This window comes from Sphingomonas bisphenolicum (genome assembly GCF_024349785.1).
Taxonomy (GTDB): domain Bacteria; phylum Pseudomonadota; class Alphaproteobacteria; order Sphingomonadales; family Sphingomonadaceae; genus Sphingobium; species Sphingobium bisphenolicum.
This window is the reverse complement of sequence record NZ_AP018817.1, coordinates 2,956,534-2,978,975: the sequence shown is the minus strand read 5'-3', so window position 1 is coordinate 2,978,975 and position 22,442 is coordinate 2,956,534. Positions and strand designations below refer to the sequence as shown.

Here is a 22,442-nt window from a genome sequence, read left to right as displayed (position 1 = left end):
GACCATGCAGTTGATTGAACTCGATGCGTCCGGCTGGGCAAAGCCGTTGGACTTCTATCTCGCCCTGTTGCCACGACTGGGCGCGCCTGAATGGCATGGTCTTAATCTGGATGTCCTGTACGAAAGTTTGCTAGGCGACATTAACGCCGTTGAGCCGCCCTTCGCTGTAACGATAGCAAATATCGACAACCTGCCGGTCGAGATGGCCGACTTCATGGCGCGGGTGGCAACTGTGTTCGCCGATGCCCGACATGACTATGGCGTGGAGGTCACGCTGCAATTGATCTGAACAGGGTTGTGACAGCACGACCAAATCCCCCGCTTGTGCGGCGGGCCGCTTCCCACTAAATCGCGCGCATGACCTCGACAAACGACATTCGCCGCTCCTTCCTCGACTATTTCGGGGCCAACGGCCACACCATCGTCCCGTCCGCGCCTCTGGTGCCGCACAACGACCCGACCCTGATGTTCGTCAATGCGGGCATGGTGCCGTTCAAGAATGTCTTCACGGGTCTGGAAACGCGCCCCTACAAGACCGCGACGTCGAGCCAGAAGTCGGTCCGCGCCGGCGGCAAGCATAATGACCTCGACAATGTCGGCTATACCGCGCGCCATCATACTTTCTTCGAAATGCTGGGCAATTTCAGCTTCGGCGATTATTTCAAGGAACAGGCGATCACCCACGCCTGGACCCTGCTGACCAAGGAATGGGGCCTGCCCGCGGACAAGCTGACCGCGACCGTCTATCACACGGACGACGAGGCGTTCGACCTGTGGAAGAAGATCGCCGGCCTGCCCGAACAGCGCATCATTCGCATCCCGACAAAGGATAATTTCTGGGCGATGGGCGACAGCGGCCCGTGCGGTCCCTGTTCGGAAATCTTCTACGACCATGGCGACCATATCTGGGGCGGCCCTCCCGGTTCGCCGGAGGAAGATGGCGACCGCTTCGTCGAAATCTGGAACCTCGTCTTCATGCAATATGAGCAGGAAGCGAACGAGATCGTCAGCGAACTGCCCAAGCCGTCGATCGACACCGGCATGGGTCTGGAGCGCATCGCCGCCGTCATGCAGGGCGTGCAGAACAATTACGATACGGACACGTTCAAGGCGCTGATCGCGGAGTCCGGCGCGATCACCCGCACCGCGACGGATGGCGAATTTCAGGCAAGCCACCGCGTCATCGCCGATCACCTCCGCTCGACCAGCTTCCTGATTGCAGACGGCGTGCTGCCCGCCAATGAAGGCCGCGGCTATGTCCTGCGCCGCATCATGCGCCGCGCCATGCGCCATGCGCATATCATCGGCGCCAAAGACCCGTTGATGTATCGCCTCGTTTCCAGCCTCGTGTCGGAAATGGGCGGCGCCTATCCCGAACTGGTCCGCGCCCAACCGCTGATCGAGGAAACCCTGCTGCGCGAGGAAACCCGTTTCCGCAAGACGCTGGAAAACGGCCTGCGCCTGCTGGATGAAGCCACCACCGGCCTGGGCGACGGCGCGACGTTGCCGGGCGAAACCGCGTTCAAGCTCTATGACACCTATGGCTTCCCCTATGACCTGACCGAGGATGCACTGCGCACCCAGGGGCTGTCGGTCGACCGCGCCGGTTTCGACGCCGCCATGGCCGAACAGAAAGCCGCCGCCCGCGCCGCCTGGAAGGGCTCCGGCGAAAAGGCGTCGGACGAAATCTGGTACGACATCGCCGAAACCTTCGGCACGTCCGAGTTCGTCGGCTACGCCTCCACCCAGGGCGAAGGCGAAGTGCAGGCGATCGTCAAGGACGGCGCGCGCGTAGACAGCGCCACGGTCGGCGACACGGTCGCGATCATCACCAACCAGACGCCCTTCTACGGCGAAAGCGGCGGCCAGAATGGCGACGCGGGCACCATCACGTCGCTGGGCGGCCTCTCAGCCGACGTGGCGGACACGTCCAAGCCGCTCGGCCGTCTCCACGCCCATCAGGCGACGATCACCGCAGGCAGCGTGAAGGTCGGCGACACCGTCCAGTTGACCGTCGATGTCGAGCGCCGCGACCGCATCCGCGCCAACCACAGCGCTACCCATTTGCTGCACGCAGCCCTCCGCAAGGAACTGGGCCAGCATGTGACGCAGAAGGGCAGCATGGTCGCGGCCGAACGTCTGCGCTTCGACTTCTCCCACCCCGAAGCGCTGACCCACGCCCAGATCGCAAAGGTCGAGGCGGATGTGAATGCGCAAATCCGCCATAATGAGGAAGTCACGACCCGCCTCATGACCCCGGACGATGCGATCGGCGCGGGCGCGATGGCGCTGTTCGGCGAAAAATATGGCGACGAAGTCCGCGTGCTTTCCATGGGCCGGGGCGATGAACATCATTATTCGGTCGAACTGTGCGGCGGCACCCATGTCCGCGCGACCGGCGACATCGCTTTGTTTAAGATCGTGTCGGAAAGCGCCGTCTCGTCGGGTGTCCGCCGGATCGAGGCGCTGACCGGCGAGGCCGCGCGCCTCTGGCTGGTGGACCGCGACGACAAGCTGCGCCAGACCGCCAACGCGCTCAAGACGTCGCCCGAGGAAGTGCCCGCCCGCATCGCCGCGCTGGTCGAACAAAGCCGCAAGCTGGAACGGGAACTGGCCGAAGCGAAGAAAGCGCTGGCCCTTGGCGGCGGATCGGGCGCAGCCCCGGCCGGTCCCGAACAGGTCGGCGCTGTCAGCTTCCTGGGCCAGGTCATCGACGGCCTCGACCCCAAGGAACTGCGCGGCATCGTGGACGGCAACAAGAAGACCCTGGGCAGCGGCGTGTCCGCGATCGTCGCGGTGGTCGACGGCCGCGCGACCATCGCGGTCGGCGTCACCGACGACCTGACCGCCAGCATCAGCGCGGTCGATCTCGTCCGCGTCGGCGTCGAAGCGCTGGGTGGCAAGGGCGGCGGCGGGCGTCCCGATATGGCACAGGGCGGCGGCCCGGACGGCGACAAGGCCGTGGCGGCGATCGACGCGGTCAAGGCCGCGCTCGCCCGCGTGCCGGCCTGAACCGCGCGCCTGTCCTATTCCCGCGCCCGCTGCTAGAAGACGGCAGTGGGCGCAGCGGAAGGGGCGGGATTTTTGCGGCAGAAATTAGCGATATGTCATCAGCAAGACCTTCGTGAAGTTCCGGTGCCGTCATGTCCCCTGATCTGACGGCGATCCTCGACGAAATCGTGGCGCATATGGCCGCCGCCGAAGATCGCGGTACGGTCGCCAGCTACATTCCCGAACTCGCCAAGGTCGATCCTGCGCAGTTCGGCATCGCCATCGCGACAGCGGACGGCCGCCTGCTGACGGGCGGCGATTCGGACACCGGCTTTTCGATTCAATCCGTGTCCAAGGTGTTCGCGCTGACCCTGGCGCTGGGCAAGGTCGGCGACCAGCTTTGGGACCGGGTCGGGCGGGAACCGTCGGGCAATGCCTTCAACTCCATCGTCCAGTTGGAGCAGGAGCAGGGCATTCCCCGCAACCCCTTCATCAACGCCGGCGCGATCGTCGTCGCCGACGTCAATCTGGGCGGGCACCAGCCGCGCGTCGCTATCGGCGAGATGCTGCGTTTCGTGCGCTACCTGACCGGCGACGACAGCGTCGCCATCAACGAGGATGTCGCGGCGTCCGAAACCGCCACCGGCTATCGCAACATGGCGCTCGCCAACTATATGCGCGCCTTCGCCAATGTCCGACATCCGGTCGATCTGGTGCTCGGCACCTATTTCCATCAATGCGCGATCGAGATGAGCTGCCGCCAACTGGCGCTCGCCGGCCGCTATCTGATGCTCGATGGCCGGCATCCCGACGGGGGCAGGGTGGTGTCGCCCAGCCGCGCCCGGCGCATCAACGCGCTGATGCTGACCTGCGGCCATTATGACGCCTCGGGCGATTTCGCCTTTCGCGTCGGCATACCTGGCAAGTCGGGCGTAGGAGGCGGGATTCTCGCCATCGTGCCGGGCCGTGCCTCGATCGCGGTCTGGTCGCCGGGCCTCAACGACAGCGGCAACAGTTGCCTGGGCACCCAGGCGCTGGAGCTATTGGCGCGCCGCACCGGCTGGTCGGTTTTCAGCCCGCCCGAAGAGGGCGATTAGCCTACCTCGTCCGGCCGCAACCGCCGCAGCTTGGGTGCGGTCGCCATCTGCGCCGCCTCCTTGATCCCGACGCGCAGATCCTCGCGGGTCTGGTGGATCGATGCGATCACCGGCCCCATGGCGACGCCAAGGTCGACCAGCGCCGTCTCGGCCAGTTGCAGCGAGCTTTCCAGCGTCTCGGGCACCGCATCGCTCGCCCCCGCCTTGTAGAGTTGGGCGGCATGATCGGTATCGCGCGCACGGGCGATGATTGGCAGGTCCGGCACCCATCCGCGCACCCGCTTGGTGACGCGCACCGAAAGGACCGGGTCGTCCATCGTCAGGATCAGCGCGCGGGCATGGCCCAGCCGCAGCCGGTCGAGCATCTCCACCCGCGCGACGTCGCCGAACAGGATCGGATAGCCCAGCCGCCGCGCCTCCGCGACCACATCGGGGTCCGATTCGACGACGACGAAACGCTGCTTGTGCGCCTTGAGCAGGTCGCACACCATGCGGCCCACGCGGCCGAAACCGATGACGACCGCTGCCGCCTCGATATGGTCCTCGGTCGCTTCGATCCGCTCCTCGCCCAGCGCCATTTCCAGCCGCCGGGCGACGTCATGGCCGATCCGCGCCAGCAGCGGCGTGATGGTGAGGCCAATGGCGGTCACGATCTGCCAGAAGGCAGCGGTGGACGGCAGGATCAATTGCGCAGCCGCGGCGGTCGACAGCACGATCAGCGTGGTTTCCGACGGGCTGGACATCAGCACCCCGACCTCCAGCGCCACGCCCTTGCGCACGCCCGACAGATAGAGCAGCGCCGACGTCACCAGCGTCTTGGCCAGCACCACGCCCAGCACGGCGAGCAGCAGGCTGGGCCAGTTGGCCAGGATCACGCGGATGTCCAGGCTCATGCCCACGGTGATGAGGAACACGCCCAGCGCCAGCCCCTTGAACGGGGCGGTCATTACCTCGACCTCGCTATGATAGTCGGTTTCGGCGATCAATATGCCCGCCAGCAGCGCGCCGACGATCGGCGACAGCCCCGCGATCGAGGTGGCGAGGCTGGAGACGATCACGACCAGCAGGCTCGCCGCCAGGAACACTTCGGGACTCTTCGTGCGTGCCGCCTGGCTGAAGATGTGCGGCAGGACAAGGCGGCCCAGCACCAGCATCACGGCGATGGTGATGCCGCCCTTCATCAGCGTGTTGGCCATTTCGCTCCACGCGCCGTCGGGACTTGCGGCCACGGAAGGGGCCAGCGCGCCCAGCATGAAGATGATCGGCACCAGCGCCAGATCCTCGAACAGCAGCATGGAGAAGGCGGCGCGTCCGACCGCGCTCTGCGTGCCGACCATCGGCAGCACGACTGCCGTGGAGGACAAAGCCAGTGCGAGGCCCAGGCCGATCGCCCCGGCGGTCGGCTGTCCCAACAGGTACAGGCCCGTCGCGATCAGCAGCGCGCCGCCGATCAATTCGGTCGCACCGACCCCGAAGACCTGCGCGCGCATCGTCCATAATCGCCGGAAACTCAGTTCCAGGCCGATCGAAAAGAGCAATAATATGACGCCCAGCTCGGCGAATGGCTCGATCGCCGCGCCATTGGATATGGTGACATGGTATAGCCAGGGATATTGGCCGACCAGCGATCCCAGACCCGCCGGTCCGACCGCGAGGCCGACCAGAATGAAGCCGATCACCGGACTGATGCGAAGCCGCGCGAAACCGGGAATGACGAGTCCCGCCGCCCCCAGGATGACGAGGGAGTCGCTGAAACTATTGGGATTGATTGCACCGGCCATGGCGGCATCATTGCGGCAACGGGTCGCAATATCCAGCCTTTTGGTCGAAAAAAGCACATTGTCGATGATGGTGCGGACGGCGGGACTTGAACCCGCATTTCCAGGGGAAGGCGGATTTTAAGTCCGCTGCGTCTACCGATTTCGCCACGTCCGCCCATCATGCCGCTGGGCAGGGCATCCCCTGACGGCTGGCGCGCGGCAGGTCAAGCCATGGATCGACACGATGGATCGACTCAGGCGTCGTCCTTGCCGTTAAGCCGTTCGCGCATTTCCTTGCCCGGCTTGAAATAGGGCACCCGCTTGGCGGATACCGGCACCTGCTCGCCGGTGCGGGGATTGCGCCCGGTGCGCGCATCGCGGGCGCGGGTTGTGAAAGCACCGAATCCGCGCAATTCCACGCGGCCGCCGGTGGAAAGCCGGTCGACAATTTCCCTGAAGAAGAGATCGACGATCTTTTCCACTTCCGGCAGGCTGAGCCCCGGATTTTCCTCGGCCAGCTTCTGGATCAGTTCCGAACGGATCATTGGTTCTCCAGCGCCCCTCTGCCGTGCCCCATGTTCTGCATAGAGGTTCCGCAAGGCGTTGACAATCGGGCAACATCAAGATCGTTACGTTTCCAAAAGGACGATGGCATCACGGACATGAAAAAGCCCGCCGGACATGGGTCCGGCGGGCTTTTCATTTGTCGAAGGACAGGAAGGTTCAGCCTTCGGTCTTCGCCTTGAGCGCTTCGCCGAGGATGTCGCCCAGCGACGCGCCACTGTCGGACGAACCATATTGTGCGACTGCCTGCTTCTCTTCGGCGATCTGCATCGCCTTGACCGAGAAGGTCGGCTTCTTGGCGCGGTCGAAACCGGTCACCATGGCGTCGAACTTCTGGCCGATCTGGAAGCGTTCCGAACGCTGCTCGTCGCGGTCGCGACCCAGGTCGCTGCGCTTGATGAAGCCGGCGGCGCCGTCTTCGCCAGCCTGGACTTCCAGGCCGCCGTCGCGGACTTCCAGAACGGTCACGGTGACGATCGCGTTCTTGTTGAGGCCGGCAGCCGCAGCAGCGGTGCCGCCAGCGGCCGGGCCGCCACGCTCAAGCTGCTTCATGCCCAGGCTGATGCGCTCCTTCTCGACGTCGATGTCGAGAACGACGGCCTGAACGGCCTCACCCTTGCGGTGCAGCGCCAGCGCGTCTTCGCCCGAAATGCCCCAGGCGATGTCGGACATGTGGACCATGCCGTCGACGTCGCCGTCTAGGCCGATGAACAGGCCGAACTCGGTCGCATTCTTGACTTCGCCTTCGACGGTCGAACCGATCGGGTGACGCTCTGCGAAGCTGTCCCACGGGTTCGACTGGGCCTGCTTGAGGCCGAGCGAGATGCGGCGCTTCTCGGGATCGACTTCGAGGACCAGAACTTCGACTTCCTGGCTGGTCGAAACGATCTTGCCGGGGTGGACGTTCTTCTTGGTCCAGGACATTTCCGACACATGGACCAGGCCTTCGATGCCCGGCTCCAGCTCGACGAACGCACCATATTCGGTGATGTTCGTGACGCGGCCCGACAGCTTGGCGCCGATCGGATACTTGGCGGCGGCGCCTTCCCACGGATCGCTTTCCAGCTGCTTCATGCCGAGGCTGATGCGCTGCGTGTCGCGGTTGATGCGGATGATCTGGACACGGACGGTGTCGCCGATGTTGATCATCTCATTGGGGTGGTTGATGCGCTTGTACGACAGGTCGGTGACGTGCAGCAGGCCATCGATGCCGCCCAGGTCAACGAACGCACCATAGTCGGTGATGTTCTTGACGACGCCTTCGATGATCTGGCCTTCGGCCAGCGTTTGGATCAGGCCGCTGCGCTGTTCGGCGCGGGTTTCTTCCAGGATGGCGCGACGCGACACGACGATATTGCCGCGGCGACGATCCATCTTGAGGATCTGGAAGGGCTGCGGAATGTCCATCAGCGGGGTGACGTCGCGCACCGGGCGGATATCGACCTGCGAACCGGGCAGGAACGCCACGGCGCCGTCCAGGTCGACGGTGAAGCCACCCTTGACGCGGCCGAAGATGACGCCTTCGACGCGCGCGCTTTCGGTGAACTCGGCTTCCAGCTTGTCCCAGGCGGCTTCACGGCGAGCGCGGTCGCGCGACAGCATGGCTTCGCCATGGGCGTTTTCGACGCGGTCGACGTAGACTTCGACTTCGTCGCCGACCTTCAGGTCAGCCTTCTGGCCCGGCGCGGCGAATTCGCGCAGCGGCACGCGGCCTTCGGACTTCAGGCCGACGTCGATGACGGCCAGGTCGTTTTCGATGGCGGTAACGGTGCCCTTGACGACGCGCCCTTCGAAACCGCCGTCTTCGCCACCGAGAGAATCATTGAGAAGCGCGGCGAAATCGTCGCGCGAGGGAAATGCCGTAGAGGCCATGGTTGGTCCTTCACTCATCATTGCTGGCCAATCGGTTGTGTCCGATGGTCTTTGGCCAAAGCATGTTCAGGACCGAATATCCTGAACATATCCCGCGAGTTAGGAGCTTGGGAACGCGCATTCTTGAAAAGCGAAAAGGGCGCCCGGAACAACCGCGCGCCTTGACGGGTCAACTTCTGGAGCGACCTTCAAGCTGGGCGTCCACAAGCGCGATCGCCCGCTGGACGGCCGCGTCTATAGTCAAATCGCTCGTATCTAGCAAGTCTGCGCCTTGCGCGACCTTGAGCGGGGCATGGTCGCGGCTCATGTCGCGCGTGTCGCGGGCCTGGATGTCGGCGATCAGGCTATCCATGTCCGGGTGCCCGCCATGGCTGAGCGCGTCCTTGTAGCGGCGCTCGGCACGCACATGGACGCTGGCCGTCACGAAAATCTTGGCGTCGGCGTCGGGTGCGATGACCGTGCCGATGTCGCGCCCGTCCAGGATGGCGCCGCCCGGCTGGGTCGCGAAATCGCGTTGCCGCTGGACGAGGGCGTCACGTACGCTCTGATGCACCGACACGCGCGAGGCGAGGGAGCCGACCGCTTCGCTGCGCAGCGCCGGATCGGCCAGGATCGCGTCCTCGAATCCGGCGGCGGCCAACGCATCGGCTTCCACATCCGGGTCGCCGCCCGCCTTCAGCACGGACAGGCCGACCGCGCGATAGAGCAGGCCGGTGTCCAGCACGGGCAGGCCGTAATGGCGGCCCAGCGCCTTGGCGATGGTGCCCTTGCCCGATGCGGCGGGTCCGTCGACGGCGATGATCATCGCTTCTTCCCTTTCAGCGCATTGCCCAGCCCCAGCAGGGCGATCGCGGCCCACACGACCTCCAGCGCCATGGACGCCAGATTGAAATGAACGGTCAACGACCAGATAAGCAGCAGTGCGCCGACCAGGTTCATCGCGTTGAAAATGACGAAATTCAGGGTTTTGGCCATATTGCTATAGGCATAGGCGACAACCATCAGCGCGCTGCCCATCAACCCGATGACGTTGGCAAGGTCGAACGTCATGCGATGGCTCCCAATTGGGCCAACAGCGGCACGAAGGTCGGGAAGCTGGTGGCGACCGGGCGCATATCGTCGATGGTCACGCCGTCTTTCGACACCAGTCCGGCAATGGCGAAGCTCATCGCGATCCGATGGTCCAGTTTCGTCGCGATCGGCCCGCCACCAGTCAGAGGCGCACCGCCGCTGCCTTCGATGATGATGCCATCCTCCAGTTCCTCGATGCTCACACCGATCGCCCGCAGCCCGGCCGCCATGGTGGCGATGCGGTCCGATTCCTTGACGCGCAGTTCGTCCAGCCCGCGAAACACGCTGCGCCCCTGCGCCAGCGCGGCGGCGATGAAAGCGACCGGATATTCGTCGATCATGCTGGGCGCGCGCGCCGGGTCCGGCTCGACACCCTTGAGCGCCGACGCCGTGACGATGAGGTCGCCGACCGGCTCGCCGCCGACGTCGCGGGCGTTGATGACCTCGATGTCGCCGCCCATCTCGCGCAGCAGGTCGATGAGGCCGGCGCGCGTCGCATTCAGTCCGACATTGGCGATTGTCACCTGCGATCCGGGCACCAGCAGCGCGGCGACCATGGGGAAGGCGGCGGAGGAGGGGTCGCCGGGCACCACGATCTGCTGCGGCTGCAACTCCGCCTCGCCGACCAAGGTGATGATCCGCGTGCCGTCTGCCTCCACCTCGACGTTCAGTTCGGCGCCGAAGCCCTTGAGCATCCGCTCGCTATGGTCGCGGGTCGGGATCGGCTCGACGACGCGGGTGATGCCAGGCGTGTTGAGGCCGGCGAGCAGGATCGCCGATTTGACCTGCGCCGATGCGACGGGAAGGCGATAGTCGAGCGGTACGGCCGGGCAGGCGCCCTTCATCGTCAGCGGCAGACGGTCGCCGGGGCTGGTCGTGAAGCTCGCCCCCATGCGCGCCAGCGGCTCGGTGACCCGCGCCATCGGGCGCTTGCTCAGGGACGCGTCGCCCACGAACGTCGCCGTCAGGTCATGGCTGGCGAGCAGGCCCATCAGCAGGCGCGTCGATGTGCCGCTATTGCCCATGTCGAGCGCGACGTCAGGCTGGAGCAGTCCGCCCACGCCCACGCCATGAATGTGCCACACGCCATCGGCATCGCGCTCTATGGTCGCGCCCATCGCCCGCATCGCGGCGGCCGTGGACAGCACGTCCTCGCCTTCCAGCAGGCCTTCGACCCGGCTGTGCCCGATGGCCAGGGCCGACAGCATCAGCGATCGGTGGGAAATGCTCTTGTCGCCCGGCACGGTCACGCTGCCCGCCAGCGACGGCGCGGCGGTGAAGGTCATGGGGGTGGGCTGGTCTTCAATTTGGGTCACGGGGTATCCATTGTCCTGGAACCGAAAAAATGCGCCCGGCTTTTGACAGCGCGGTTCCGCTATGGCAAGGCGCCCGACGTTTCGCGGGCAACGTCTGTTGTGCCGCGTGAATTTCTATTTGAGCATCTAAGAAGGAACAGGCCGGACATGGTGAAGGCTGAATGGGGCACGAAACGGACCTGCCCGAAATGCGCGACTCGCTTCTACGACCTGGGCAAGGATGATCCGGTAACCTGCATCAATTGCGGCAGCGCCTGGGAACCAGAGCCGGTGCTGAAGTCGAAGCAGCCGCTGCCTTATGAGGAAGCGGCGCCCAAGAAGGTGATCGAGACCGCCGACGGCGAGCTGGAAACGGCCGACGACGATCTGGACATCGACGTCGATGACGATGGCGATTCGCCGGACAATGACGTCGATCTGGGTGGTGACGACGATCTCGGCGTCGATGCGGCGAGCGATGACGACAGCGACGACAATTAACTGAAATTTGTTCTTGCCAAGGAGATTGCCGCCACCTAATGGCAGCGACCTCCGAGGCGCCGGACCCAACGGCGCTTCACTGGTGACGGGGCCTTAGCTCAGCTGGGAGAGCGCCTGCATGGCATGCAGGAGGTCAGCGGTTCGATCCCGCTAGGCTCCACCAATTTTTCGGAACAAGAAAATGTCCGGGGGACATTTTCCCGAAAAATGCCTGAGCGCAAGCGAGGGGCGCCCTATCCTGCGGGAGGGGCGGCGCTTGCAACTTGCCAGGAAATATAGTTGGCCGACGGCATTGCCGGACATGGCCTGACCATATGATTGCGGCCCGGCCGCGCATGATGGGGCCTTAGCTCAGCTGGGAGAGCGCCTGCATGGCATGCAGGAGGTCAGCGGTTCGATCCCGCTAGGCTCCACCAATGTCGTCGAAGAGGAAGCCGTCGGTGAAGATGGTGCCCAGCGGCTTTTCTCCCCATCGCCAAACATGTTCGGGACGCAGGATTTTACGCGTTCATTGCGCTCCAGACTCGCCAAAGCGACGCTTTCCTGCCATTGCTGCGGCATGAAGGACGAATTGGCCATCCAGGCCGCCGAACTGGGCGACGACGACGCGATCCGCGCCATCCTGACGCGCTTGTGCGACGTGACGCATATGGGCTTTGCCGCTGTTGCGCACGTGACCGAAGATCGCTGGATCGCCTGCCAGGTGCTCGACAAGATCGCCTTCGGCCTTGAGCCCGGCGCCGAGTTGGACGTGCAGATGACGATCTGCAACGAAATCCGCCAGACCGAAAATTATGTGGTCATCGACCATGTCGATGCCGACATCGCCTGGCGGAAGCATCCCGTGCCGATCTTCTATGGCATCAAAAGCTATGTGTCCTTCCCGGTCATACTGGCGGACGGCAGCTTTTATGGCACGCTCTGCGCGATCGATCCCATGCCGCGGCTGGTGAGCGGGGCCGCGACGATTGCGATTATCGAAGATTGCGTGCGCGACGTGAGCGCTCTCCTGTCAGCCCGCCTCCTGCCGCACCTCATGGCTGCCGGCGCGACGACGGACGCCCCGCGCCCTCAGGCGGGCTGAACGAAGCTGTCCATCACCCGCTTGCGGCCGGCCGTCTCGAAATCGATCTCCAGCTTGTTGCCCTCGATTTCCGCCACGGTGCCATAGCCGAACTTCTGGTGGAATATGCGCAGGCCCACGCGCATGTCGTCGCGACCCTTGTTGCCCAGAGATACGGCCGATGACCGCGCCTCCACGATCCGCACCGGCTCCCGGCTGAACTGGCCGCTCGTCTGCGCGCGCTGCCAGCCCGGACCCCGACCGCTGCCCCGCGCGACATTGGCGAAGGGGTCGTCGCGTTCCGACCAGTTGGCGCGCCACAGCGATGCGCCACCGCTCATGCTGCTTTCCGATTCGACATGTTCGGGCGGCAACTCCCCGACGAAACGCGACGGGATGCTGCTGGTCCACTGGCCATAGATGCGGCGATTGGCGGCATGGATGATGGTGCAGCGCTTGCGTGCGCGCGTGATCGCGACATAGGCGAGCCGGCGCTCCTCCTCCAGACTGTTGAGGCCGCCCTCGTCCAGCGCGCGCTGCGACGGGAAGACGCCTTCCTCCCACCCCACCAGGAATGTAGTGTCATACTCCAGCCCCTTGGCGGCATGGATGGTCATGATCGTGATCTTGGCGGACTCCGCCTGCGCCTCATTGTCCATGACGAGGCTGACATGCTCCAGGAACGCGCCCAGCGTCTCATATTCCTCCATCGCGCGGGCCAGTTCGGACAGATTCTCCAGCCGCCCGGCGCTCTCGGTCGTACGTTCGGCCTGTAGCATCGCGGTGTAGCCGCTCTCGTCCAATATCTGCCGCGCCAGTTCGGCATGGGGCAGTTGCGTCGCCCGGTCGCGCCAGCGCGCCAGATCGCCGATGAAACTGCCCAGCGACCGCCGCGCCTGCGGCGTCAATTCGTCGGTGTCGAGGATGCGCGCCGCCGCCAGCGCCAGCGGTATCCCCTCCGCCCGCGCCAGTCGGTGCAATTTCTCCACCGCCTTGTCGCCCAGCCCGCGCTTGGGCACATTGACGATCCGCTCGAACGCCAGATCGTCGGCCGGTTGATTGACGAGGCGCAGATAGGCCAGCGCATCGCGAATTTCCGCGCGCTCGTAAAAGCGAAAGCCGCCGACGATGCGATAGGGCAGGCCGATCTGGATGAAACGGTCCTCGAACTCGCGGGTCTGGTGCTGGGCGCGCACCAGGATCGCGACCTCGTCCAGCGATCCGCCGCTGCGTTCGATCGCCTCTATCTCCTCGCCTACGCGCCGCGCTTCCTCCGGCCCGTCCCATACGCCGACGACCTGCACCTTTTCGCCCACGTCGATATCGGTCCACAATGTCTTGCCCAGGCGGTTGCCATTTTCGGCGATCACCCCTGATGCGGCGCCCAGTATGTGGGGCGTGGAGCGATAATTCTGCTCCAGCCGGATGATGGTCGCGCCGGGAAAATCCTTTTCGAACCGCAGGATATTGGCGACCTCTGCGCCGCGCCATGAATAGATGGACTGGTCGTCGTCGCCGACGCAGCAGATATTCTTGCGCGTCTGGGCCAGCAGCCGCAGCCAGAGATACTGGCTGGAGTTGGTGTCCTGATATTCGTCCACCATGATGTAACGGAAACGTTCCTGATATTGCTCCAGCACGTCGCGATGCTTCTTCAATATCGTCAGAACATGCAGCAGCAAGTCTCCGAAATCACAGGCATTTACCGCACGAAGCCGGGCCTGATAGGCGGCATAGAGCGTCTGCCCCTTGCCATGGGCATAGCCTTCCGCCTCGCCCGCGCCGACATCCTCCGGGGTCCATCCCTTATTCTTCCACTGGTCGATCAGCCCGGCCAGTTGCCGTGCGGGCCAGCGCTTCTCGTCGACCCCCTCCGCCTGGATGAGCTGCTTGAGCAGCCGCAACTGATCGTCGGTATCGAGGATGGTGAAATTGGATTGCAGTCCGACCAGTTCGGCATGACGGCGCAGCATCTTCGCCGCGATCGCATGGAAAGTGCCGAGCCAGGGCATCCCCTCTACCGCGTCGCCGATCATCCGCCCGACGCGCGCCCGCATCTCGCGCGCGGCCTTGTTGGTGAAGGTCACGGCCAGGATCTCGGACGGCCAGGCCCGCCGCGTGCCGATCAGATGCGCCAACCGCGCGGTCAGCGCCGCCGTCTTGCCGGTGCCCGCACCCGCCAGCACCAGCACCGGCCCCTCGGTCGTCAGCACAGCCTCCCGCTGGGGCGGATTGAGCCCGTCGAGATAGGGCGGGTCATTGGGGGAGGGGGTAGGGACTGTCATGGCTGGACAACTAGGCATGGGGTGGATCGGGGGCAAGGGGCGCGCCTCTTGCGGTGACAGGGCTTCTATGAGAACAAAAGGCGAATCATGCAAGGGAGCAAGCCGATGGTGACGGGACGATGCCAATGTGGGGCGATACGCTATGAAGCGACCGGCGAGCCGGCTTATAGCGCCATTTGTCATTGCAGCGACTGCCGCGCCAGCGCCGGCGCGCCGATGGTGGGCTGGGCGCTGTTCCCGGAGGACGCCGTGACGATCACCGGCGATCCGGTCCGCTACCAGTCGTCCGACAATGCGACCCGGCATTTCTGCGGCACCTGCGGCACCGGCCTTTTCTACACCAATCCTGTGGTTTTTCCCGGCGCCATCGATATTCAGAGCGCCACGCTGGACGACGCCGCGGCCCTTCCGCCGGAGGGGCATGTGCAGATGGCCGACGCCGTGCCATGGATGGCGACGGCGCACGAACTGCCCAAATATGATCGCTACCCCGACGGCCCCTGACCCCCGACGCCGTTCATCTGGTCGCACCTATGCCACGTTCGGCCGTCATGGCGGAACGGGGATGTCCTGAAGCCGGTTCTTTGTCCGCCCGTCCGAGAAGCGGGCGACCTGCGGGTCGAAGAACATAGGAAAGGATGATCCCGATGAAATCCATCATGCTGGCCGGCGTTGCGATGCTGAGCTTCTCCACTTTGGGCGCCGCGGCCGTGGCGCAGGATACGCCCGCGCCCAGCAGCCAGCCGCCCGGTGACGCCATGACGCCGCCGTCCGAACCCGCAGCCCCGGCGACGCCAGCCACGCCCGGCGATGCAGGTATGGCGACCCCGCCAGCGCCTGCCGCGCCGGCAACTCCCGCCATGCCTGCAACGCCGCCACAGGGCGATCCCAATGCCGGCCAGCCGACCGGCGCGGTGCCGGCGGACCCCGGCATGGTTCCTGCGCCTGCTGGCGTACCCAAAGACCCGGCCGCTCCGGTCGGCTCTTCCGCCAACCCGGTGACGGTCGGCGGCAACATGACCCCGCCGCCGACAGAGGCGAAGGACTATCCGCGCTGTTCCCGCACGGTGCAGGACAGTTGCGTCAATCCGGGCGAGGCCGGGAAGATGCGCAAGCGTCGCTGACCGCCGATGCCGGGACGGGCAGGGCGGCGATCAACGCCGCCAGCCCGGCTCGGTCCCGTGCCGCATCGGCCAGGCTGTATGCGTCGAGCACGGCCATGAAGGCGACAGTGGCTTCCGCCAATATGGCGGTCAGGCCACAAGCCCGGCGGATCGCGCAGTTTGCGCAGTCCGCCATTTTCATGTCCGGCTCGCTATACCGGACCACCGCGCCGATGCGCGTCTCTCCGGGGGCCTCCGCCAGCGCGAAGCCTCCGCCGCGCCCGCGCCGGGTGGTAATGAAGCCGCCCTGCGCGAGATGGTGCACCACCTTCATCAGATGGTTGCGCGACAGCCCATAGGCGTCGGCAATCTCTGGAATGGTTGCCCATCCGGTCGGCGCGACGGCGAGGTGGATCAGCACGCGCAACGCATAGTCGGTGTGACGGGTCAATTGCATGGCGTCATCCGATACCGGTGCGGTGTCGCGCTTCAAACATATATTCTATTTACTCCTTTAAAGACGTAAATTAAATACATCTTATCGACTCGACAAAAAGGTCAATCAGATGTCCAACTCGCTGTCTCCGCGCACCATCGCCATCGTCAAATCCACCGGCCCGGCGCTGCGCCAGCACGGCGTGGCGATCACCACCGCCATGTATGCCCGCCTGTTCCAGGATGCCGAAGTGAAGGCGATGTTCGACCAGGCGGCGCAGGATAGCGGCGAGCAGCCCAGGCGGCTGGCTGCGGCGATCCTTGGCTATGCGGAGAATATCGACCGGCTGGAGGCACTGGGCGGCGCGGTGTCGCGCATGGTGGCGCGCCATGTCGATACCGGCGTGAAGCCCGAACATTATCCCAAGGTCGCGGCTGCGCTGCTCCCCGCCATCCGCGAGGTGCTGGGCGAAGATGTCGCCACCGACGTCGTGCTGGCCGCCTGGGGCGAAGCCTATCAGTTTCTGGCCGACATATTGATCGCGCAGGAGGCTGAAGCCTACGCCGCCTCGGCTTGATTTCAGTCCGTTGGATTCGCGCAAAGCCAGGCAGCGGTCAGGCGCCCTGACGGCGTTTCTCGCCATGCTCGAATCAAGCGGAGGCGGGTCAGGCCCGTTCGTCAGTCTTCCATTCGCAACAGCGTGATCCGCGCCTTGCCGATGTCGCGCACCGTGTCGATGGCGAAGCCCTTGACGACCACATCTTCGCGCCTGTCGGTTTCGATGCTGATCCAACTTGCGGCGTTGGTCCATCCCAGCCGCCCCAGCTTGTCGAGCGCTACCTGGCCTGCGCCGGTGCCATAGGGCGGGTCCATGAAGATGAGGTCGAGCGGCCTGGCCGCGGACCCCAACGACAGCACGCTGGATGGCCGGATGTCGGGACGGATGCCCAGCCGGTCGCCATTGGCGCGGATGGCGTCCAGCGCCGGCTTGTCCTGCTCGACGAACAGGCAGGACGCCGCGCCGCGCGACAGCGCCTCAAAGCCCAGCGCGCCCGATCCGGCGAAGAAATCGCCTACGGCCAGCCCCTCGAACGATCCCAGCCGGCTGGTGAGCATCGAAAACAGCGCCTCGCGCGTCCGGTCCGCCGTCGGCCGGGTGGCGTCGCCCTTGGGCGCGGTCAGCGGCCGGCCGCGCCATTGGCCCGAAATGATCCTCATGCCCAGATAATCCTTATACCATGGCCTTCAGGCTCTTGCGGAACAGCACCAGATCATGCTGCCGCACCTCCTCGACCGCGCCGACCGGCAATTCGCCCAGATGGAACGGGCCATAGCTGGTGCGGATCAGCCGGTTGACCTTCAGGTCCAGATGTTCAAGCACGCGGCGGACTTCGCGGTTTTTGCCTTCGGTCAGGGTCATCTCGATCCACTGGTTGCGCCCGGTGCGCCGCTCCAGATTGGCCTCGATCGCGCCATAGCGGATGCCATCGATCTCCAGCCCGTCGAACAGATCCTCCAACTGCTGCTGGCTCACCTCGCCAAAGGCGCGGGCGCGATAGGTGCGCGGCACGCCGGTCGCGGGCAGTTCCATCTCGCGCTTGAAACCACCATCGGTGGTCATCAGCAGCAGGCCTTCGGTGTTCATGTCCAGCCGGCCGATCGGCATCAGCCGCGGCAGGTCCGGCGGCAGCCGGTCATAGATGGTCGGCCGCCCCGCCGGATCGCGCTCGGTGGTCAGGAAGCCGGTGGGCTTGTGGAACAGGAACAGGCGCATCGGCGCGGGCGCCGCGATCGCCACCTCATCGACGGTCACGCCATGCAGCGATGTCAGCAGCGTCGCGGGCGTATCGATCACCACGCCGTCCTTGGAAACGCGCCCTTCCTCGATCATCCGCTCGATTTCGCGGCGGGAAGCGACCCCGGCGCGGGCCAGCAGCTTGGCGATGCGCTGCGGCTCGCCCTTGCCGTCGCTCGCCGCCGCGGCGCGGGCCGGGTGCGGATTGGCGGCATGGACCGGCGCAGCGCCCTTGGCCCGCGGCTTGCGCGGCGGATAGGATTTGGCCGCGCCGAAACGGGGCGCATCGCCCCCTGCACGATCGGGTCGGGCGCGATCAGGCCGGCCCCGATCCGTCCGGGGACGATCAGTCCGTTCGCCTTCGTTGCGGGGGGAGCGCGGCTTGTCGATGGTGTCGCGTGGCCCCGCGCTGCGTGCAGGTCGCGATGGTGCGCCGTCGGCCTTGGCCCGATCGGGGCGAGTCCTGCCGCCGCTCGGCCGATCCGTCCGGCTATCGTCCTTCTTCTCGAAACGCGGCTTGGCGTCGCCCCGGCGGCCCTCGCTCCGCCGCCCGTCATCCTGTCGCCCATCCCCCTGTCGCCCATCCCCCTGTCGCGGTGCCGCGCCGCGTCCAGTGGGCGCGCCGGGACGCCCGCCAGACCCGCTCCGGCCGGGGCCGGCGGGACGTTTCGGGCCGCCTGGTCCTGCCCTGCGGGGCGGTCCTGATTTTTTCGGCGGTTCCAAGGGCGGGTTCCTTTTCATGGGCACTGGCACTTCCCATATGGGTGCAAAGCCAGCAACAGGCTGAAATGTGCCGCTCCGGCGCTTGGGCGAGGGGGCTATGCCTCCCAGCAGGCAACCCGGTGCGGGGGCGCGGCGTTTCATCGGGTGCATGGCGGAATCAGGGCGGATCGGCAAATGTTTTTCGGGCTGGTGAAAGAGGGAGGCGCGCACCTGTCGCGCCGTAAGGCGATCCGCACCGTGCTGGTGGTGGAGGATGAGGCGCTGGTCGCCTTCGATAACGAACATGCGCTGGAGCAGGCGGGCTACCGGATAGCGGCGACGGTGGACGATCATGACCATGCGGTGCGGGTTATGGACGGCGGCGGCGTGGACTTGGTGATCGCAGACGTCGCCCTGCATGGCGAGAAGACCGGCATCGACGTCGCCCGTCACGCTGGAGCGCTGGGCCTGCCGGTCCTGTTCGTCACCGCCCGCTGCCCGATGGAGGCGCGCGCTCTGGCGGTGGGCTGCCTAGCCAAGCCCTATGCGCCGCGCGATCTGGTCGCGGCGATCGGCGTCGTCGATGCGCAGTTGCGCGGCGCAAGGCGGCCCAAGCTGCCGCCGGGGCTCAGCCTGTTCGCGCCCGCGGGCTGATCGGCGCACAGGACGCTTGCCTGGCGGCGATCAGGCCATATGGTGGCGCGCAATTCGACGCCACCGGGGACGCACGCCAAAATGACCGACGCCATAGAGGGCCGCAGCAGCTGGCTCGACGCCGTGAAACCCTATGTCGAAAAGGCGCCGCTGGCGGCACTGTGCCTGGGCATTTCGTCGGGTTTCCCGTTCGCGATGATCGGAGCCAATCTGGCTTCGCGTCTTGCGCAGGATGGCATCGATAAGAAAAGTGTTACGGCTTTCAGCCTTGTCCTCTTGGCTTATAATCTCAAATGGCTTTGGGCCTGGATGGTGGAGGGCGTCCATATTCCCGTCATCGGCAGGCTGGGCCAGCGCGTATCGTGGATGCTATTGGCTGGCGTACTGGTGATGGCGGCAGTGGCCAACCTCGCCTTCGTCGATCCCTCCGCGGATATCGGCGGAACGGTGCTAGCCGCTGTTCTGCTAGGGATCGCAGGCGCGACATTCGACATCGTCATCGACGGTTATCGCATAGAGATATTGAAGCCCGAGCAATTGGGCATCGGCGCCGGTATGTCGCAATATGGTTGGCGGATCGGCGCAGCGGCGGCAGGGGCGCTGGGTTTGGTAGTCGCTTCGCATTGGAACTGGACGATCGCTTATCTCGTCTGCGCGCTGTTCGCTTTGCCTGCGATGCTGGCTGCGCTGATCGTCGGTGAACCGGAACGGCATCGTGAAATCTCCGCCCGCAAAAAAAATGGTGGCGAATTGGTGCAGGCGGTGATCGGGCCGTTTGTTGATTTCTTCCAGCGCAAAGGCGCGCTACTGGTTCTTCTGTTCATCGTCGTGCACAAGATTGGCGATACGCTAGCGAACCTCACCTTTCGGCTTTTGTTCAACGATCTCGGCTACACCAATGACGAAATCGCTCTCTATGACGTGGGCGTCGGTTTCTGGGCCTTGCTCGGCGGCATCTTCGTTGGCGGCATCCTTTATGCGCGGCTTGGTCTGAAGCGGTCGGTGCTGATCAGCTTGATCCTCATGGCCGTATCCAATGTCAGTTTTGCGGCGCTCGCTGCCGCAGGAAAGAGCAATTGGGGCATGGCCGGGGCGATCGGATTCGAGAATTTCGCCAGTGGGATCGGTGGCGTGGCGGTCGTCGCCTATTTCTCGGCCCTGTGCGACCTGCGTTTCACCGCCGCCCAATATGCGCTGATCTCGGCGGCGGCGAGCATCGTCGGGCGCTTCCTGACCGGCACGACTGCGGGCGGCCTGATCGAGCGCTTCGGCTATGTCGATTTCTATCTGCTCACGACCGCGCTCGCGGTGCCGGGCATCCTGCTCTTCTGGCTGATGATGCGCGCCGGCCTGATCGACGCCAGCGTGGGCACCGCCGCGACGGCCGACCCCGGCGATCAGCCCGCCGCGTAGAGGTCCAGCGGCCGGCCCAGGTCGTTATGCGCCTGCGCTACCGCTTGCAGGCAGGTGAGGGCGCCCAGCGCATGATCGTTGCCCAGCAAGGCGCTCACCTGCCCAAAGGCGGCGTTGGGATCGCGCAGCGCGTCGCCCGTCGCCTGCATCATCAGCGCCTCGTCGGCGGTCATGCGCGCGCAGCAACAGGGGGCGACCAGGATCTTGCGGCTCGACGCGCGGGCCAGTTCCAGCATCATCGCGCGCATCAGCACCAGCGGGCGGCGATAGCTCCGGCCGAACGCGCCTAGCATCGCATTGGCGGCGTGGGCATCATTGACCCCAGCGGTGGCCATCCGGCGCATCACGAACAGGAAGAGGCGATTGCCATAGCCGCCCGGAATGGGCCGGGGCAGGTCGAGGGGGGAAGTCTCTCCATAAGCCATAGAATCGCGCCTTCTGCATAGGTCAGAGGCTCATCCTACGCTATTGCGAGTCAGTCGCAAGTCTATTCAGTCGGGCAATTGCTCGTTCAGTCGCAAAATTTCGCCGGCCAGATAGAGCGAACCGCCGATCAGCAGCTTGGGCGCGTCGTCGCCGGAAGCCGCGCACTCTGCGGCAATTGCAGCGATGGCCTGGCGCGCGTCATCATGGGCGGTGCAACCGATGCCCCATTTGGCGGCGATGGCCGTGAAGCGATCGGCCGGATGATGGTCGTGGCCCGGCACCGGGAGCGCATGGATATGCGCGATCTTGCCCGCGAAGGGGGCGAGGAAGGCGTCCACTTCCTTGTTCGCCAACATGCCGATGACGAGATGGAGCTTGTGCCCCTCCAGCCGGTCTGTGGTGAAGAAGGCGCCGATCGCCTCGCCCGCGCCGGCATTATGCCCGCCATCGAGCCAGGCGGTGGCGTCCTGCGGCAGGGCGTCCAACAATGGCCCCCGGTCCAGTCGCTGCAATCGCGCCGGCCAATGCGCCCAGAGCGGCGCGGCCTTGAGCGCGGCCTCGGACAAGGGCACCGCGTCCTGATGGCGTAGCATGGCGAAAGCGAGCGCGGCATTCTGGACCTGATGCGCCCCGGCCAGGCGCGGCAGTGGCGTTTCCAGCCGCCCCTGTTCGTCGCGATAATGCAGCCGGTCGCGATAGACGGCGGCGTCCCAGGCGTCGCCCTGTCCGATCCAGCGCGTGGGCGCCTTCGCGGCCGCGTCCATGATGACGGGGAAGAGCGATTCGGCGTAGCGCTGCGTCACCAGCGCTGCGCCGGCCTTGGCGATGCCGGCCTTTTCGGCGGCGATCTGGGCCAGCGTGTCGCCGAGAAAGGCCTGATGGTCGATGCCGAGCTGGGCGATGCCGCATACCGCCGGGTCGACGATGACATTGGTCGCGTCGAGCCGGCCGCCCAGGCCCACTTCGATGATGCAGGCGTCCGCAGGATGTTCGGCGAAAGCCAGGAAGGCGGCGGCCGTCGTTACCTCGAAGAAGCTGGCGTTGACGCCTTCCGCGATATCGAGAACCCGTTCAAGATAACGCGCGAGCAGCGCGTCGGAAATGAGCTGGCCCGACACGCGGATGCGTTCGTTGAAGCGCACCAGATGGGGGGAGGTGAAAACATGGACGGTCTTGCCGTCCGCCTCCATCGCGGCGCGCAGGAAGGCGCAAGTCGATCCCTTGCCGTTGGTGCCCGCGACATGGAAGACGGGGGGCAGGGCGCGGTGCGGATCGCCCAGCCGCTCCAGCAACCGGGTGATGCGTTCCAGCCCCAATATGTCCGCGCCGGGCGAGAGCGACCAGAGCCGGTCGAGTTGCGCCTGCACTTGTGCATCGTCCGAAACCGCATGGTCAGCCATGGCGCGCCCGTTCC

22 protein-coding genes and 3 tRNA genes are annotated in these 22,442 nt (G+C 65.3%); 12 read left to right on the top strand and 13 right to left on the bottom strand.

Annotated features, from left to right (window positions below; all coding sequences use genetic code 11):
- Positions 1-4 precede the first annotated feature (4 nt).
- The 3 genes from SBA_RS14835 to SBA_RS14825 all read left to right on the top strand — a co-directional run bounded on the left by SBA_RS14835 (position 5) and on the right by SBA_RS14825 (position 4,088).
- On the top strand, positions 5-289 hold the full coding sequence (locus SBA_RS14835; RefSeq protein ID WP_261934975.1) for a barstar family protein: 285 nt from the start codon (positions 5-7) through the stop codon (positions 287-289).
- Between the two features lie 68 nt (positions 290-357).
- Positions 358-3,012, top strand: a complete 2,655-nt coding sequence (gene alaS, locus SBA_RS14830; protein WP_261934974.1) for an alanine--tRNA ligase — start codon at positions 358-360, stop codon at positions 3,010-3,012.
- 131 nt (positions 3,013-3,143) lie between these two features.
- Positions 3,144-4,088, top strand: a complete 945-nt coding sequence (locus SBA_RS14825) for a glutaminase (protein ID WP_261934973.1) — start codon at positions 3,144-3,146, stop codon at positions 4,086-4,088.
- Here SBA_RS14825 and SBA_RS14820 read toward each other — a convergent pair.
- From SBA_RS14820 to aroA, 7 genes are all read right to left on the bottom strand, one after another.
- The gene (locus tag SBA_RS14820) at positions 4,085-5,869 is read right to left on the bottom strand and encodes a cation:proton antiporter domain-containing protein (RefSeq protein ID WP_224550105.1); all 1,785 of its coding nucleotides are present in this window, start codon (positions 5,867-5,869) and stop codon (positions 4,085-4,087) included. The two genes, SBA_RS14825 and SBA_RS14820, sit on opposite strands and share 4 nt — an antisense overlap.
- 68 nt (positions 5,870-5,937) lie before the next feature.
- Positions 5,938-6,023, bottom strand: a tRNA-Leu gene (locus SBA_RS14815).
- 79 nt (positions 6,024-6,102) lie between these two features.
- On the bottom strand, positions 6,103-6,393 hold the full coding sequence (locus SBA_RS14810) for an integration host factor subunit beta (RefSeq protein ID WP_169573269.1): 291 nt from the start codon (positions 6,391-6,393) through the stop codon (positions 6,103-6,105).
- Between the two features lie 178 nt (positions 6,394-6,571).
- On the bottom strand, positions 6,572-8,284 hold the full coding sequence (gene rpsA / locus SBA_RS14805) for a 30S ribosomal protein S1 (RefSeq protein ID WP_224550106.1): 1,713 nt from the start codon (positions 8,282-8,284) through the stop codon (positions 6,572-6,574).
- Between the two features lie 169 nt (positions 8,285-8,453).
- Positions 8,454-9,089, bottom strand: coding sequence for a (d)CMP kinase (cmk, locus tag SBA_RS14800; protein WP_224550107.1), 636 nt, complete (start codon positions 9,087-9,089; stop codon positions 8,454-8,456).
- The gene (locus SBA_RS14795) at positions 9,086-9,334 is read right to left on the bottom strand and encodes a CBU_0592 family membrane protein (RefSeq protein ID WP_224550108.1); all 249 of its coding nucleotides are present in this window, start codon (positions 9,332-9,334) and stop codon (positions 9,086-9,088) included. Before SBA_RS14795 ends, cmk begins: the two co-directional genes overlap by 4 nt.
- The gene (gene aroA, locus SBA_RS14790) at positions 9,331-10,671 is read right to left on the bottom strand and encodes a 3-phosphoshikimate 1-carboxyvinyltransferase (protein ID WP_390902345.1); all 1,341 of its coding nucleotides are present in this window, start codon (positions 10,669-10,671) and stop codon (positions 9,331-9,333) included. The genes SBA_RS14795 and aroA overlap by 4 nt, the downstream gene beginning before the upstream one ends.
- 147 nt (positions 10,672-10,818) lie before the next feature.
- Between aroA and SBA_RS14785 the strand changes: the two genes are divergently transcribed.
- The 4 genes from SBA_RS14785 to SBA_RS14770 all read left to right on the top strand — a co-directional run bounded on the left by SBA_RS14785 (position 10,819) and on the right by SBA_RS14770 (position 12,235).
- Positions 10,819-11,151, top strand: a complete 333-nt coding sequence (locus SBA_RS14785; RefSeq protein WP_224550109.1) for a TIGR02300 family protein — start codon at positions 10,819-10,821, stop codon at positions 11,149-11,151.
- Positions 11,152-11,238: 87 nt separating this feature from the next.
- Positions 11,239-11,314 (top strand) — tRNA-Ala (locus tag SBA_RS14780).
- Between the two features lie 177 nt (positions 11,315-11,491).
- Positions 11,492-11,567, top strand: a tRNA-Ala gene (locus SBA_RS14775).
- Positions 11,568-11,710: 143 nt separating this feature from the next.
- Entirely contained in the window at positions 11,711-12,235 is a 525-nt protein-coding gene (locus SBA_RS14770; protein WP_261934972.1) for a GAF domain-containing protein, read from the top strand.
- On the opposite strand, the gene SBA_RS14765 is transcribed toward SBA_RS14770, so the two are convergent.
- Entirely contained in the window at positions 12,223-14,499 is a 2,277-nt protein-coding gene (locus tag SBA_RS14765; RefSeq protein WP_224550111.1) for an ATP-dependent helicase, read from the bottom strand. The genes SBA_RS14770 and SBA_RS14765 overlap by 13 nt on opposite strands.
- Before the next feature lie 105 nt (positions 14,500-14,604).
- Here SBA_RS14765 and SBA_RS14760 point away from each other — a divergent pair, with 105 nt between their 5' ends.
- Positions 14,605-15,003 carry a GFA family protein gene (locus tag SBA_RS14760; RefSeq protein WP_261936745.1) on the top strand — a complete coding sequence of 133 codons (399 nt, stop codon included), beginning with the start codon at positions 14,605-14,607 and terminating at the stop codon, positions 15,001-15,003.
- 143 nt (positions 15,004-15,146) lie between these two features.
- The gene (locus tag SBA_RS14755) at positions 15,147-15,623 is read left to right on the top strand and encodes a Fe-S oxidoreductase (RefSeq protein ID WP_261934971.1); all 477 of its coding nucleotides are present in this window, start codon (positions 15,147-15,149) and stop codon (positions 15,621-15,623) included.
- Here the strand turns inward: SBA_RS14755 and SBA_RS14750 are convergent.
- Entirely contained in the window at positions 15,583-16,059 is a 477-nt protein-coding gene (locus SBA_RS14750; protein ID WP_261936744.1) for an RrF2 family transcriptional regulator, read from the bottom strand. The two genes, SBA_RS14755 and SBA_RS14750, sit on opposite strands and share 41 nt — an antisense overlap.
- Positions 16,060-16,168: 109 nt before the next feature.
- Here SBA_RS14750 and SBA_RS14745 point away from each other — a divergent pair, with 109 nt between their 5' ends.
- The gene (locus SBA_RS14745; RefSeq protein ID WP_261934970.1) at positions 16,169-16,615 is read left to right on the top strand and encodes a globin domain-containing protein; all 447 of its coding nucleotides are present in this window, start codon (positions 16,169-16,171) and stop codon (positions 16,613-16,615) included.
- Positions 16,616-16,716: 101 nt separating this feature from the next.
- On the opposite strand, the gene rsmD is transcribed toward SBA_RS14745, so the two are convergent.
- Both rsmD and SBA_RS14735 read right to left on the bottom strand, forming a co-directional pair.
- A complete protein-coding gene (rsmD, locus tag SBA_RS14740) occupies positions 16,717-17,256 on the bottom strand; it encodes a 16S rRNA (guanine(966)-N(2))-methyltransferase RsmD (RefSeq protein ID WP_224550115.1) in 540 nt (179 codons plus the stop codon).
- A gap of 13 nt (positions 17,257-17,269) precedes the next feature.
- Positions 17,270-18,556 (bottom strand): pseudouridine synthase, encoded by a 1,287-nt coding sequence (locus tag SBA_RS14735; protein WP_261934969.1) that lies wholly within the window; start codon positions 18,554-18,556, stop codon positions 17,270-17,272.
- Between the two features lie 174 nt (positions 18,557-18,730).
- Between SBA_RS14735 and SBA_RS14730 the strand changes: the two genes are divergently transcribed.
- Together SBA_RS14730 and SBA_RS14725 are read left to right on the top strand one after the other, a co-directional pair.
- Positions 18,731-19,189: a response regulator gene (locus tag SBA_RS14730; protein ID WP_261934968.1), complete on the top strand. Its 459-nt coding sequence runs from the start codon at positions 18,731-18,733 to the stop codon at positions 19,187-19,189.
- A gap of 81 nt (positions 19,190-19,270) precedes the next feature.
- Positions 19,271-20,602 (top strand): AmpG family muropeptide MFS transporter, encoded by a 1,332-nt coding sequence (locus SBA_RS14725; protein WP_261934967.1) that lies wholly within the window; start codon positions 19,271-19,273, stop codon positions 20,600-20,602.
- Here the strand turns inward: SBA_RS14725 and SBA_RS14720 are convergent.
- Positions 20,587-21,027, bottom strand: a complete 441-nt coding sequence (locus tag SBA_RS14720; protein ID WP_261934966.1) for a DUF6628 family protein — start codon at positions 21,025-21,027, stop codon at positions 20,587-20,589. The genes SBA_RS14725 and SBA_RS14720 overlap by 16 nt on opposite strands.
- Before the next feature lie 66 nt (positions 21,028-21,093).
- On the bottom strand, positions 21,094-22,428 hold the full coding sequence (locus SBA_RS14715; RefSeq protein WP_224550119.1) for a bifunctional folylpolyglutamate synthase/dihydrofolate synthase: 1,335 nt from the start codon (positions 22,426-22,428) through the stop codon (positions 21,094-21,096).
- Positions 22,429-22,442: the final 14 nt, after the last annotated feature.